This window comes from Streptomyces verrucosisporus, from assembly GCF_017114865.1.
In the GTDB taxonomy this organism is placed as follows: domain Bacteria; phylum Actinomycetota; class Actinomycetes; order Streptomycetales; family Streptomycetaceae; genus Streptomyces; species Streptomyces fenghuangensis.
Genome location: NZ_JADEYH010000002.1, coordinates 292,985 through 305,416 on the forward strand (window position 1 = coordinate 292,985; position 12,432 = coordinate 305,416).

Annotated in this window: 13 protein-coding genes; 6 read left to right on the forward strand and 7 right to left on the reverse strand. The window is 74.5% G+C overall.

Annotated elements, in window-relative coordinates; all coding sequences use genetic code 11:
- Positions 1–16: 16 nt before the first annotated feature.
- Complete coding sequence (locus IQ279_RS04310) at positions 17–712, reverse strand: bifunctional DNA primase/polymerase (protein ID WP_206346931.1); 696 nt, start codon at positions 710–712, stop codon at positions 17–19.
- Positions 713–1,037: 325 nt separating this feature from the next.
- Here IQ279_RS04310 and IQ279_RS04315 point away from each other — a divergent pair, with 325 nt between their 5' ends.
- Both IQ279_RS04315 and IQ279_RS04320 read left to right on the forward strand, forming a co-directional pair.
- Positions 1,038–2,423 (forward strand): NsdA family TPR-like regulatory protein, encoded by a 1,386-nt coding sequence (locus IQ279_RS04315; RefSeq protein WP_206346932.1) that lies wholly within the window; start codon positions 1,038–1,040, stop codon positions 2,421–2,423.
- A 577-nt stretch (positions 2,424–3,000) separates the two neighbouring features.
- Positions 3,001–4,023 carry a hypothetical protein gene (locus IQ279_RS04320; RefSeq protein ID WP_241027563.1) on the forward strand — a complete coding sequence of 341 codons (1,023 nt, stop codon included), beginning with the start codon at positions 3,001–3,003 and terminating at the stop codon, positions 4,021–4,023.
- Between the two features lie 85 nt (positions 4,024–4,108).
- Here the strand turns inward: IQ279_RS04320 and IQ279_RS04325 are convergent, their stop codons facing one another.
- The gene (locus IQ279_RS04325) at positions 4,109–5,461 is read right to left on the reverse strand and encodes an ABC transporter substrate-binding protein (protein WP_206346934.1); all 1,353 of its coding nucleotides are present in this window, start codon (positions 5,459–5,461) and stop codon (positions 4,109–4,111) included.
- A 214-nt stretch (positions 5,462–5,675) separates the two neighbouring features.
- Between IQ279_RS04325 and IQ279_RS04330 the strand changes: the two genes are divergently transcribed.
- Both IQ279_RS04330 and purU read left to right on the forward strand, forming a co-directional pair.
- The gene (locus IQ279_RS04330) at positions 5,676–6,122 is read left to right on the forward strand and encodes an SCO4402 family protein (RefSeq protein ID WP_206347190.1); all 447 of its coding nucleotides are present in this window, start codon (positions 5,676–5,678) and stop codon (positions 6,120–6,122) included.
- Between the two features lie 144 nt (positions 6,123–6,266).
- A complete protein-coding gene (gene purU, locus IQ279_RS04335) occupies positions 6,267–7,151 on the forward strand; it encodes a formyltetrahydrofolate deformylase (RefSeq protein WP_206346935.1) in 885 nt (294 codons plus the stop codon).
- 73 nt (positions 7,152–7,224) lie between these two features.
- On the opposite strand, the gene IQ279_RS04340 is transcribed toward purU, so the two are convergent.
- Both IQ279_RS04340 and IQ279_RS04345 read right to left on the reverse strand, forming a co-directional pair.
- Complete coding sequence (locus IQ279_RS04340; protein ID WP_307792177.1) at positions 7,225–8,451, reverse strand: zf-HC2 domain-containing protein; 1,227 nt, start codon at positions 8,449–8,451, stop codon at positions 7,225–7,227.
- Entirely contained in the window at positions 8,448–9,011 is a 564-nt protein-coding gene (locus tag IQ279_RS04345) for an RNA polymerase sigma factor (RefSeq protein WP_206346936.1), read from the reverse strand. The genes IQ279_RS04340 and IQ279_RS04345 overlap by 4 nt, the downstream gene beginning before the upstream one ends.
- Positions 9,012–9,345: 334 nt before the next feature.
- Here IQ279_RS04345 and IQ279_RS04350 point away from each other — a divergent pair, with 334 nt between their 5' ends.
- On the forward strand, positions 9,346–9,720 hold the full coding sequence (locus tag IQ279_RS04350) for an STAS domain-containing protein (protein WP_206346937.1): 375 nt from the start codon (positions 9,346–9,348) through the stop codon (positions 9,718–9,720).
- Here the strand turns inward: IQ279_RS04350 and kilB are convergent.
- Positions 9,710–10,036 carry a plasmid transfer protein KilB gene (gene kilB, locus IQ279_RS04355; protein ID WP_505011406.1) on the reverse strand — a complete coding sequence of 109 codons (327 nt, stop codon included), beginning with the start codon at positions 10,034–10,036 and terminating at the stop codon, positions 9,710–9,712. The genes IQ279_RS04350 and kilB overlap by 11 nt on opposite strands.
- A gap of 518 nt (positions 10,037–10,554) precedes the next feature.
- On the opposite strand from kilB, the gene IQ279_RS04360 reads away from it, so the two are divergent.
- Positions 10,555–11,076, forward strand: a complete 522-nt coding sequence (locus tag IQ279_RS04360) for an ATP-binding protein (RefSeq protein ID WP_206346939.1) — start codon at positions 10,555–10,557, stop codon at positions 11,074–11,076.
- Here IQ279_RS04360 and IQ279_RS04365 read toward each other — a convergent pair.
- Positions 11,040–11,276: an NUDIX domain-containing protein gene (locus IQ279_RS04365; protein WP_241027565.1), complete on the reverse strand. Its 237-nt coding sequence runs from the start codon at positions 11,274–11,276 to the stop codon at positions 11,040–11,042. The two genes, IQ279_RS04360 and IQ279_RS04365, sit on opposite strands and share 37 nt — an antisense overlap.
- Entirely contained in the window at positions 11,273–12,421 is a 1,149-nt protein-coding gene (locus IQ279_RS04370; protein ID WP_372445069.1) for a flavin-containing monooxygenase, read from the reverse strand. The genes IQ279_RS04365 and IQ279_RS04370 overlap by 4 nt, the downstream gene beginning before the upstream one ends.
- Between the last annotated feature and the right edge of the window lie 11 nt (positions 12,422–12,432).

Here is a 12,432-nt window from a genome sequence, read left to right on the forward strand (position 1 = left end):
GCCGCCCGGCCGCCGCTCAGGCCGGGTCCGGCCGGCGCGCGCGTGCCGCTGCGGCGTCGCGGCCGCAGGCGTACGCCAGCGGCGGGACGATCTCACCGGCCTCGGGCAGCCGGTGGCCGGCGCCTCCCGGCTGCCGCACCCACAGCACCGCGCCGCGGGCGCCCAACCTGGTCGGCGGGGCCGCCACCCAGTCGCCGTCGCCCCGTGCGGCCAGGTCGACGCCGCTCGGGGACCAGCCCAGCCTCCGCACCAGATCCGGCACCTCGGCCGCGCCGCCGGGCTGGACGAAGAAGAGCATCCGCCCGTCCGGGGTGCCGGTGACCGGACCGGTCGCCAGGCCCATGCGTTCCATCCGGGCCAGGGCCAGGCAGCCCGTGGCCTCGGACACCTCGATCGCGTCGAAGGCCCGCCCGGTCGGCAGCAGCACCGACGCGTGCGGCCGGTCGGCCCACATACGGCGCACGGCCGTGGCGCCGCCGGTGGCCTGCGCCGCCCAGTCGGGGCGCGTGGGGTGCGCGCCGGGCGCCCCGCAGTCCGCCGTGCCGCACGAGCAGCGCGGTATGCCGCCCCCGGTCTCGAGCCATGCGCCGGGGAACACGTCCCACAGCCGCTCCCTCGTGTAACGCACCGCGTACTCGACCATCGGTCCCGCCGGACCGGCGGGACCAGTCGCGGCCTCGGCCGCCGGAGTTGTCGCTGTTGTGATGTTCATGGGCTCCTCCACGATGATCACAACTTCCTTCGTGACGAAGGGTTACGGCTTGGGGGTTGATTCATCCGGCGCACCGTTCCGGCACGCGGGGCGCACAGGTGCACGGGCGGGGGCGCGTGCATGAACGGACGGTCTTGGATGGGTAGTTCCCTGTGCGGCGCGGCGCCGGAAATCTTGGCATATGCGCCCGGCAGTGCGGTCGGAGTGCCCGGGGTGCCCGGCGCACTCGGAGCGGACAGCGCGTTCGCGAGAGCAGTCACAGCAGACGGCGCGGTCGTACGGACGGCGTGGTCAGGACAGGCAGCACGCAGAGGGAGGGGACCGTATGGCCGCGAGGCCGCTGGTCGCACGGCAGCCGAACGAACGGCTGCAGGCGCTCATCCAGGAAGCCGGCTGTTCCAACGCCGGACTGGCCCGCCGCGTCAACATGTGCGGCGCGCAGCAGGGGCTCGACCTGCGCTACGACAAGACGTCCGTCGCCCGCTGGCTGCGCGGCCAGCAGCCGCGCGGCCGGGCGCCGGCGGTCATCGCCGAGGCCCTGGGGCGCAAGCTCGGCCGGACGGTGACGGTCGAGGAGATCGGCATGGCGGGCGGCCGGAGCATGGCCGCCGGGATCGGCCTGCGGTTCGCGCCCACCGTCCTTGGAGCCGTCGAGCAGGCGAGCGAGCTGTGGCGCAGCGACGTGGGGCGCCGCGATCTGCTCGCCACGCGGTCGGGGGCGTTCTCCGCGATGGTCGAGCCCAGCCGCGACTGGCTCATCTCCGCCCCGGACGCCGAGGTGGAGCGCCGCACCGGCCCGAGGGTGGGGGCGTCCGACGTCGCGGCCGTGAGGGACACCACCGCTGCCCTGTCGGAGCTGGACCACCGCTACGGCAGCGGCCATGTGCGGCCGGTGGTCGTCCACTACCTCAACAGCGTGGTCTCCGGGCTGCTGACGGGCTCCTACACGGATGCGGTGGGGCGCGAACTGTTCGCCGCGGTCGCCCGGCTGACCGAACTCGCCGGCTACATGGCCGTGGACACCGGGCAGCCCGGCCTGGCCCAGCGGTACTACATCCAGGCGCTGCGGCTGGCCCAGGCAGCGGACGACCGCGCCTACGGCGGCTACGTGCTCGCCGCGGGTATGAGCCACCTCGCGGCCTCGCTGGGCACCCCCCGGGAGATAGCCCAGCTCGCGAGAGCCGCCCAGGAGGGCACGAGGGGCCGGGTGACCCCGCGGACGCAGGCGATGTTCCACGCGGCCGAGGCGCGCGGCCACGCGCTGATGGACGACGCCCGCACCTGCCAGCTCGCCGCGGGGCGGGCGCTGGCGGCGTTCGACCGGGCGGAGTCCGCGACGGACGCGGGCGACGACCCTGAGTGGATCGGCCACTTCGACGCCGCCTACCTGGCCGACGAACTCGCCCACTGCCACCGGGATCTGAACCAGCCCACCCCCGCCCAGCGCCGTGCCGAGGAGGCCCTGGCGGGCCATCCGGAGCGGCGTGCGCGGCGGCGGGCGATCGACCTGCTGCTGCTCGCCGCCGCACGGCTCCAGCAGGGTGAGCTGGAACACGCCTGCCACACCGGCGCGCAGGCGGTGGAACTGCTGAACGGCCTGCGCTCGCAGCGGGGTTCGGAGTACCTGGACGACCTCCGGGCACGGCTGGAACCCCACCGGCAGGAGCCTGTGGTCAGGGAGTTCGCGCAGCGGCTGGTGCCGGCGGCGTAACGAGCCGGAGGAGGACGCGGGGGCCGGGTGCGGAGGAAGGGAGGACCGCGAGGTTTCGCCCCGGCCGGCGGTGGGGAGAATGTGGAGCCCTTCCGGGGGCGTGGTCGCCCGCGCGAGTGACCGGGTAGCGTGAGCCGACGAATTCGCAGTCGTGTTTTGGTAGTCAGGCGAACGAGGAGTCCCGGTGACGACGCACAGCCGACAGGGCGACGAGGCGCGTGAGGGTGTTGCCCTGCCGTCGAACGGTGACCGGTGGACTCCCGGTCACGGCGACTCCCAGGCGAGCCCGCCGGCGGGGCAGCCCTGGGGGCAGCCGTGGGGACCGGCCGCCCAGCCCGGGCCGCAGGGGCAGCAGCCGCCCTCGGCCCAGCCGGCCCCCCAGCCGCAGCCGCCGCAGCACCAGCCGCCCGGCCCCTCGCCGCAGCCCCCGGCCCCGGCTCCCGGCGCCGTGCCGGGAGCAGCCGACGAGACGCAGCTCCTCCCCCCTATGCCCCCGTCCGGCCCTGCCCCCCAGGTCCCCCGAGGCCCCCAGGCTCCCCAGGCGGCTCAGGGCACCCGGAGCGGCGGGGCGGAGGACATGGACGACGCCACCCGGGTCCTGCGACCGGTCTCCGGCGGCACGCCCCCGGAGCGCGACGTCGAGAGCACCACGGTGCTGCGCAGGCCGCTGCCGCCCGAAGGCACGCCCGCCTCCTCGCACCAGGCGCCCCCGCCGCCCGCCGGAGCCCCGTACGGCATACGCCCCGGCGCCCCCGGTGACCCCACCACCCCGCCCTCGGACTTCGACGGCCTGTTCCGGGGGGGTGCCCGGCCGGGCGCTCAGCCGGGGGTCCAGCCCGCCGACGCCACCCAGCAGCTCCCGCCCATCGACCCCGGCGCCGCCCAGCCGTCGTACGGCGGCGGTCACGGCGGCCACGGCGGCGGCCACGACGACGGCCGCGGCGGACACGGCCGCGGGGGCGGCGGACGGCGAGGTCTGCCGCGTGCCGCCGTCGCCGGACTCGTCGTCGCGGGGCTCATCACCGCCGGGCTCGCCGCGGGCGCGGCGCTCAGCGGCGGGGACAAGCCGGCGGAGCAGCCGCAGGCGCGCTCCTCGACCCCCGCCGAACCCGAGCCCGAGCAGTCGCCGTCCCCCTCGGCCGATCCGGCCGAGGTCCAGGCCAAGGAGCTGGACAAGCTGCTGGCGGACAGCAACAACAGCCGCAACGCGGTCATCCGGTCGGTCGAGAACATCAAGAAGTGCGAGAAGCTGGGCCAGGCCGCCACCGATCTGCGCGACGCCGCCCGGCAGCGCAACGACCTGGTCACCAGGCTGGGCGAGATCGAGATCGGTGCACTGCCCAGGCACCAGGAGCTGGCCGACGCGCTCACCGCGGCGTGGAAGGCGTCGGCCGCGGCGGACAACCACTACGCCGCGTGGGCCGACCAGGTCGCGGGCAAGAAGGGCTGCAGGAAGGGTGAGGCCCGGGTCACCGACCGGACCGCCCAGGGCAACAAGGCCAGCGGCGACGCCACGGCGGCCAAGAAGAAGGCGGCCGGACTGTGGAATCCGACCGCCCGTCGGTACGGCCTCCCCGAGAGGCGGTTCGGCCAGCTCTGACGGTGGTGTCGTTGCGCGGGACCGTCCCCCGGCCGCCGCCCCGGCCGGGACCGTCCTCCGGCCGCAGCCGTGCCGGGGGCGTGCCTCAGCCGCCGTCCGGCACGGTCTCCAGGGTGTCGCGCACATCGACGAAGCCCTTGCGGGCCGGGGTCATCGTGCCCTTTCTGACCTGCTGGAAGGTCACCTTCGCGTTGACCAGCCGCGGGTGGTCGCGCACGGCCAGCATGTCCTCGTAGCGCCAGCTCAGCCGGGGTGTCAGATCCCCGGTGTCCACCGGGGGCATGGTCTCCAGGGCGCGCCGGACGGTCCTGGCGGTGACGGGCCCCTGGGCGTTCTCCAGCGCCGCCCGCAGCACGGTGTACGCGATCCAGGTGGTCTGGACGCCGGGGTCGGCCGCGTCGATCCGGTTGTCGCCGAAGGCGTGCTCGCGGATGACGCTCTTCATCCGCGCCCAGCGGGGATCGGAGGAGACCGGGTACCAGCCGGTGGCGTACGCGCCCTCCCACTGGCTGTCCGGGCCGCCCGTCCGGTCCACGAGCGACTGCTGCACGCTGCCGAGCACCGAGGCGATCCGCACCCCGGGGCCGTCCTCGCGCAGCCGCCGGAAGGAGTCGAAGAAGGTGTCGGTGCGGCCGCCGAGCACGGCGGTGACGCAGGCCCCTTCCGCTTCGCCGTCCTGCCCGCCGCCCCGTCCGTCCTCCGTGCCGCCGGCCGTCCGGACCCCGTCCCCGGCCCCGTCCTCCGCCAGGCCCACCCCGGCCAGGGCGCGCCTGGCGTGCTCGGTGTAGGCGGAGGCGTCCTCCGGGGCACGGATGTCGGCCGCCGGGCCCCGGTCGCCGGCGGTGGCCAGACCGGCGTTGAGCAGCCTGGGGAGCTGGTCGCCCGAGACGGTGTCGGGGCGCACGAGCGAGACCCGCTCGCAGTGGTCGGCGAGCTGGTGGCCGCTCCCGGCGAGCAGGGTGGCCTGGCCTCCGTTGACCGGGTACGACAGTGGGCTGGTGAACTCCTCGTCCGTCACGCCGTAGCCGCCGAGGTAGGGGATGCCGGCCGACTCCAGGGCCGTCATGAACGTACGGCCGTGCTGGCTGTACGAGCCGACGACCGCGACGGCCTCCTCGGTGCGGGCGCGGTCGGCGCACCGGGCGGCGCCCACCGAGTTGTTGTGGTCGTTGCAGGTGAGAACGTGGAGGGTGCGCCCGTTGATCCCCCCGGTGGCGTTCACCCAGCGCGCATATGCCTGTGCCATAGCCGGCATGCCGGGCATATTGGTTGCCCTGGTCCCCTCCGGGGCCCAAGTCATCACGGTCACGGTGCCCTCGTCGGCCCTCGCGTCACCGGGCAGCATGCCGCAGCCGGTGAGCAGTGAAGCGCAGACCCCTGTTGTGGCGGCGAGAGCGGCCATGGTCCTAGCGGAACGTTTGCTACGCCTTGCGGTCATGACCCCGAACGATTCCGCCGCGGCTGTAACGGACGAGTGATGAACAGCCAACGCGGAGCGACGGAGGGGTGAACAGGCGGGGGGTGCGCGAATCCGTCCGGCGCGGAACGTACGATCGACGACCGTGCGGGCACAACAGGGCGAAGGCGAGCAGGGGCGGCAGGACCGGCAGGGGCAGGAGAGGTCTTCCCGCCGCGGCGGTCGTTCGAGCACCATGGACGGCATGCCGCCCAAAGACATGCCCTGGTGGCGCTGGCGCAGCAACGTGCGCTCGGCGCTGCACATGCTCTCCGACCCCGTCTTCCAGCGGGAGTGCTGGCTGACGGGCCTGCCCGGGTACGGCGACGTCACGGACGCCGTCTACCGCCTGGTCGAGGACACCTGGCTGGACAACTGGTCCGCGGACAAGTACATCGGCACGATCTTCCGCGACGCCCAGGAGGCCGCGCTCGTCGACGTCGCGGTGCTGCGCGTGCTGCGGATCATGCACCAGGTCGGGGCGGACGCCCCGGTGGCGGCCTACCTGGAGCACCCGGGCTGGCCGGAGGCCGTCCACGCGGCGCGCGACGCCCATGTCCTGCTCTGCGCCAACGACGGCGAGGGCCCGGACCGGCCGCCCCACTCGCTGGACGTGCTGGCGGCCATGCTGCGGACCGCCTGACCGCGGAGGCCCGGTCCCGGCCGCGGCCGCGGCCCTGGCCCCGGTCCCGGCGTCCCGGGGTCCTGTCCGGGCCCCGCTCCGGCCGCGTTCTCGCACTGCGGGACCGGCCACGGCGCCCGGCCGGGATGTGCCACGCTTGTGCACATGAGCCAGTCGCAGCCCACCGCAGCGCCCGAGAAGTCCGAGCAGTACGTCCTGACGTTGTCGTGCCCGGACAAACAGGGCATCGTGCACGCCGTCTCCAGCTACCTGTTCATGACCGGCTGCAACATCGAGGACAGCCGGCAGTTCGGGGACCACGACACCGGGCTGTTCTTCATGCGGGTGCACTTCAGCGCGGAGGCCCCGGTGACCGTGGAGAAGCTGCGGGCGAGCTTCGCCGCGGTGGGCGACTCCTTCCAGATGGACTGGCAGATCCACCGAGCCGACGAGCGGATGCGGGTCGTCCTCATGGTCAGCAGGTTCGGGCACTGCCTGAACGACCTGCTGTTCCGCACGCGCATCGGCGCGCTGCCGATCGAGATCGTGGCCGTGGTCTCCAACCACACCGACTTCGAGGAGCTGGTCTCCTCCTACAACATCCCCTTCCACCACATCCCGGTCACCAGGGAGACCAAGCCGCAGGCGGAGGCGCGGCTGCTGGAGATCGTCCGCGAGGAGGGCGTGGAGCTGGTGGTGCTGGCCCGCTACATGCAGGTGATCTCGGACGACCTGTGCAAGGAGCTGTCGGGCCGGATCATCAACATCCACCACTCCTTCCTGCCGAGCTTCAAGGGCGCCAAGCCCTACCACCAGGCCCACGCGCGCGGTGTGAAGCTGATCGGGGCCACGGCGCACTACGTCACCGCCGAGCTGGACGAGGGCCCGATCATCGAGCAGGAGGTGGAGCGCGTCGGGCACGAGCTCACACCCGAGCAGCTCGTGGCGGTCGGCCGGGACGTGGAGTGCCAGGCGCTGGCCCGCGCGGTGAAGTGGCACAGCGAGCACCGCGTACTGCTCAACGGCCACCGCACGGTCGTCTTCGACTGACGGGCCCCGCCGCGCCCCCGGCGCCCATGACCGTGGCACGGCCGAGGCGCGACCGGGGCACGGCCGGGCGCGTTCACATCCGCGAGAGCGTGGCCACGGCCCACAGGACGTCACGGACGGCCTCGTCGTCGCCCTCCCGCCCCGCGGCCGCCTCCCGCGGCGGTACGTGGCCCGCGGCCAGCCGGCAGAACTCCGCGTCCTCCAGAACCAGACGGGCCACCGTGTGCTCCGGGGAGGCGAGGGCGGCGGGGGAGTCCAGGGGGACGTACCAGTCGCCGCCGCCCCGGCCCCCGATCTCCAGGTGGAGGGTGCGGCCCGGCGCGCCCGCCGCCGTCAGCCGGCGCGGCGGGGCGGCCAGTCCGGCGCGGCGCCGGGCCGCCACGGCCTCCGGGAGCCGCCGGGCGATGAAGTCGACTATGCGGGCCAGGTGTTCGGGCGCGGGCGGCCCGTACGGGTAGTCGACCGCCGCGGCGATGTCCTCCGCGTGGATCCAGCACGCGAACGCCCGTCCGGCCAGCGCGTCGCGCAGCGGGCGCCGGAACTCGGTGAAGTCCACCGGCAGGGCTGCGTCATGGGCGCGCAGGGCCGCGGCGCGCACGATGTTCCGGGTCTGGGTGCGCCACTTGTTCCGCACGAACGGCGGCCCGTGCGCACGGCACCGCTCGACCGCCGTCTCCGTGCGGTCGCCCACGGTGCGCGGGGCGCCGGGGCCGAGGGGGTCGTCCAGCCCGAGGGCGGTGGCCACCAGGCCGTCCACCGAACCGAGGTGGGCGAGCACCCCGCACAGCGTCAGGGTGCGCTCGCCGGTCGCCCAGTGCAGCCGGACCGGGGTGTTCCACTCCGCCTCGCCCATGTCGCGCAGCAGCGCGTCGAGCCGTGCGGTCTCCGCGTCGTACGGAGCCACCCACTCCGGCAGCGGCGTGCTGGCCGGGCGCCGGCGCAGGCACTCGTCCAGCACCCGCGAGCGCAGCAGCGGGTCCGGGTCCAGGCTCTCCTCGCGGTGCATCAGCCCCACGGCGTCCCGCAGCCGCCGCGCCTCCCCGGCGCAGGGCGGACACCGGGGCAGGTGCGCCTCGACGGCCTCGGTCTCCTCGGGGGAGCAGACGGCCAGGGCCCACGCACCCAGCAGGGACTTCAGCGCGAGGTGCTCTTCGTCGAACGCGCCGCCGGCCCCCGCGGTCTCCGGTCCGGCCACCCCCGCGGTCTCCGGTCCGGCCACCCCTTCGGTCTCCAGCCCGGCCCCCGCCCCGGCCCCCGCCCCGGCCTCCAGCCCGGTCTCCCGGTCCCCGACGGGGCTCACGATGCCTTCTCCGCCCCGTTCCCGGCGGCCGCGGAGAGCAGTTGCAGCCCCAGTCTCAGCCGCCGCCGCGCCTCGTCCTCGCTGACGCCCAGTTCCGCGGCGGCCTCGCGGTAGTCCCGGCGCCCCACGTAGGCCAGCTCCAGGACCGTCCGCAGCGAGCCGGGCATGGCGGTGACCATGTGGTCGGCGCGGGCGGCGGCGGACGCGGCGCGGATCCGCTCCTCCAGCCGGGCCCGCGCACCCGGGTCGAGGGGGCTCTCGTCCAGGTGCCGCAGCGCCCGCCTCCGGGTGAGCTCGGTCAGCCACGAGCGCAGCGAGCCGCGCTCCGGCTCGTACGCCCCGGGATCGGCCCAGACCTCGGCGAAGACCTCCGCCACGACGCGGTCCGCGGCGTCCTCGTCGTCCAGGAAGCGGTGGGCGAGGCCGCGCACCACGGACGCGTGCCCGTCGTACAGCTCGGCCAGCGCGGACTGCTCGCCCCGCACCAGCCGCCGCCGTATCGCGTGGTCCCGGTGCGGACGTGTCGTGCCGGTCGTCCCGTCGGGCGTCTCGTTCGGCATCCTCCACCCCCAGCCTGCTGCTCGTCTCGAATGTAATGGCAGAGGCTGACAGGACGCCTCCCTTTGCGGCAGTGTGCTCCTCCACACGGTTGCTCATGGTCGTCATCCGGTCACTTTGTGCGCCTTCGTGCTGACCGGGACGGTTCGATCCTGTCCGGTTCCGGGGGGGTGTTACGCGGGTGTGACCGGAAGTTGGGAGAGGCGGAGACCCGGTTCGGCATAGGGTCGGGGTCTGCAGGTGTCGTGACGATGTCCGGCAGGGGCGATCGGCGAGGAGGAAGGGCGGGAAGGGAACGTTCCGGTCGGTGTCGGCGGATGAAGGGACTACGAGCACGTGTCGTTGAAGGTGATCGGGGAGGACCGGGGGGAGTGGGCCGTGCTGCGGGTGTCGGGTGAACTGGATCTCGTCACCTCTCCCGTGGTCCGCCAGCATGTGCACGACGCCGTGGCCGACGGCCGCCGCAGCCTCGTACTGGATCTGTCGCAGGTGCTGTTCTGCGACTCCAGCGGCGTCGGCGTCCTCATAGCCTCGCGCCGGCTGATGCGCTCGTGCGCCGGCCGCCTCCGGCTGATCCTCCCCGCCCAGGGCGCGGTGGACGGCTCCCACGTCAACCGGGTCCTCGCCGCGCTCGGGGTGCGCCGGCTCTTCGACTGCTACCCGGACCTCGACGCGGCGGCGGACGACGCCGCCAGCCCGCTCAGCGCCTGACCGTTCCCCGCCGTGCCGGTGCGACGCCCGCCTCCGGGGGCTCGCCGACGTAGGGCGCAGCCGCCGTGACGAAGCCCTCGATCGCCTGTTTCGAGGAGGTCCGGAGGGCGTCCAGGCCCCGGCGGTCCGGCTCCCTGCCGTGCAGAGCGGTCACCGCCTCCAGGGCGGCCCGTGCGGTCTCCTCCGACTCCGGTGAGCGAGTCAGGAGTCGTACGCGGAACAGCGACTCGCGGGCCTCCGAGCACAGCCGGTGGACCTCCCGCGGTAGGGCGGGCATGTGTCCTCCTCGCCCGGCCTCCCGTGCTCCGTGAACCACCGGTGCACCAGCATCCGCCGGTGGTTGTGCGGGGCCCCGGCGTGCAGGCGGTACGCGTCGACCCCCTCCTGCCGCAGCCGCTCCCGGCGCGCCGGATCCTCGCCGTACGCGGTCGTCCGGTGCTGGAACGCGTAGGTGATACCCGAACCCAGCAGGCTACCGAGGGCGGCGATGAGTGCCGCTGTCACTTCCAGGACCCAAGTCGATCACGAAAGGCGCTCTGCGGAAGGGGAGTTGGCGAGTACGGGCACTTCCGGTCGCACACCGGCTCATCCGGCGGCGCACCGCGGCGGACGGTCGCGCGGCGGAGCGCGTTCCGCCCGCCGGGCTCGGATGTTCGACTCCCCGGCCGGGGTGTCGCACAGTATGCGGTGCCACTACTCCTTTGCGCCGGAATATGCCCGAAGCGCTTGTTGCCGCGGCGCCGGTTACAGCACTCTGTGCGACACCGGGGGAACGGACAGTGGCCTCGCGTCGGTGTGGGGCCGTGCGGACCCGGGCCATGGACGGTGTGAAGGGTGCAGATGCTTCAGGTGCAGCTGGAGGTCGGAAGCGATCCCAGGGAGGTGGGCAGAGCCCGCAGATGGGCCCGGTCGAGGCTGGCCGGTTTCGGCCTGGAGCCGGACGAGTCCCTGGTGGAGACACTGGTACTGCTGGTCTCGGAACTGGTGACCAACGCCGTCGTCCACACCGGGCGCCCCGCGGTGCTGCGCATGCTCCTCTCCGGGTGCCTCGTGGCGGGGGGAGGGACCGTGCGGATCGAGGTCGCCGACACCAGCAGCAGCCCCCCGCGTCGGCGGCCGGTCGAGGGCGACGCCACCGGCGGACGCGGTCTGGAACTGGTGGTCGGGCTCGCCGACCGCTGGGGCTGGCTCCAGGAGGGTACGGGCAAGCGCATCTGGTGCGAACTGGACCGCGGCAGCGGCGCGGTGGCCGAGAGCGCCGACGCACACGACACCGGGGACACCGGAAGGGCCGGGGCCCGTACCACCCCGCACGGCGCCTACGACAAGCCCCGCGCCCAGCCGGTGCGCACCTGACGAGGCGTCTCACCGGGCTCGATGCCGCCGCCGGGCGGCTCCCAGAGCCGTGAACCGTCGTACGGATCGCGCCACTCCAGCAGGAGGACGCGGTCGGCGGCGTCCAGGCAGACGACCCGCGCGGCGGGCGGACACGCGACCGGATCCGGCACAGGGCCCGCGTGCCCCTCCACACGCCCGTCCGCCGGCCGGTCCGTCATCCGCTCGTCGTGCGGGCGACGGCGCGGGCGATCCTCCTCGCGTCGATGGCCAGTTCGCGCAGCATGCCGCTGATGGGGTTGGTGTAGCCGGTGAAGTACAGACCCGCGGCGGTCGGCAGCGTACGGGGGCCGCGGGCGCGGGGCAGCCCGCGCTCGTCCAGCACACCTAGGTGGCCCACCATCTCCTCCAGCCCGCGCCGGTAGCCGGTGGCCGCTATGACGGCGTCCGGGGCGACGGTGCTGCCGTCGGCGAGGGTGACCCGGGCCCCGTCGAGGGACTCCACCGCCGCCACCGGCTCTATCCGCCCCCGGCGCACCGCCTTGACGAAACCCGTGTCCTGCACGGGGATCGCGCCCTGGCGCACCCTGCTGTACAGCCCGGCATCGGGGCGCGGCAGGCCGTGGCGCGTGAGGTCCGGCAGGGAGACCCTAGCCATCCCCCGGGCCGCTGCGTCCACCACGCGCACCGGCAGCCGCCGCACCGCGATGCCGGTGGCCTGCGCCGGCCAGCCCAGGGTGGAGCGGCGGACGATGTGGGGCGGGGTGCGCACCGCGAGCCGCACCCGCGCCGCGCCGCCCTCGGCCAGGTCCAGGGCTATCTCGGTGCCGGTGTTGCCGGTGCCGACGACCAGCACGTCCCGGCCCTCGTACGGCCGGGCGTCGCGGTAGGAGCGGGCGTGCAGCAGCTCGCCCTCGAAGGAGTCGCGCCCGGGCCAGTCGGGCACGCGCGGGGTGTGGTTGTGCCCGGTGGCCACCACGACCACCGGCGCGGCCAGTTCCCGGCCGCCGTTGGCCCGCAGTATCCAGCTTCCGTCGTCGGCCCGGTCGACGCGGTCGACCTCCACGCCCGCGGCGATCTCCAACTGGTGGTGGAGCGCGTACTCCTCCAGGTAGCGCACCAGGTCGTCCCGGCGCACCCAGCGCCCGTAGGAGCGCGGGATCGGCATGCCGGGCAGCGCGGACCGGCGGCGCGTGGTGTGCAGTCGCAGGCGGTCGTAGTGGCCGCGCCAGGAGGCCCCGACCGAGCCGGACCTCTCCAGCACGACGGACCGTATGCCGCGCTCCCTGAGTGCGGCGGCGGTGGCCAGCCCGCCGGGTCCTCCCCCGATGATGTGCACCGGTCTGCTGTCGTCGGACATGTGCATGCCCACGAGTC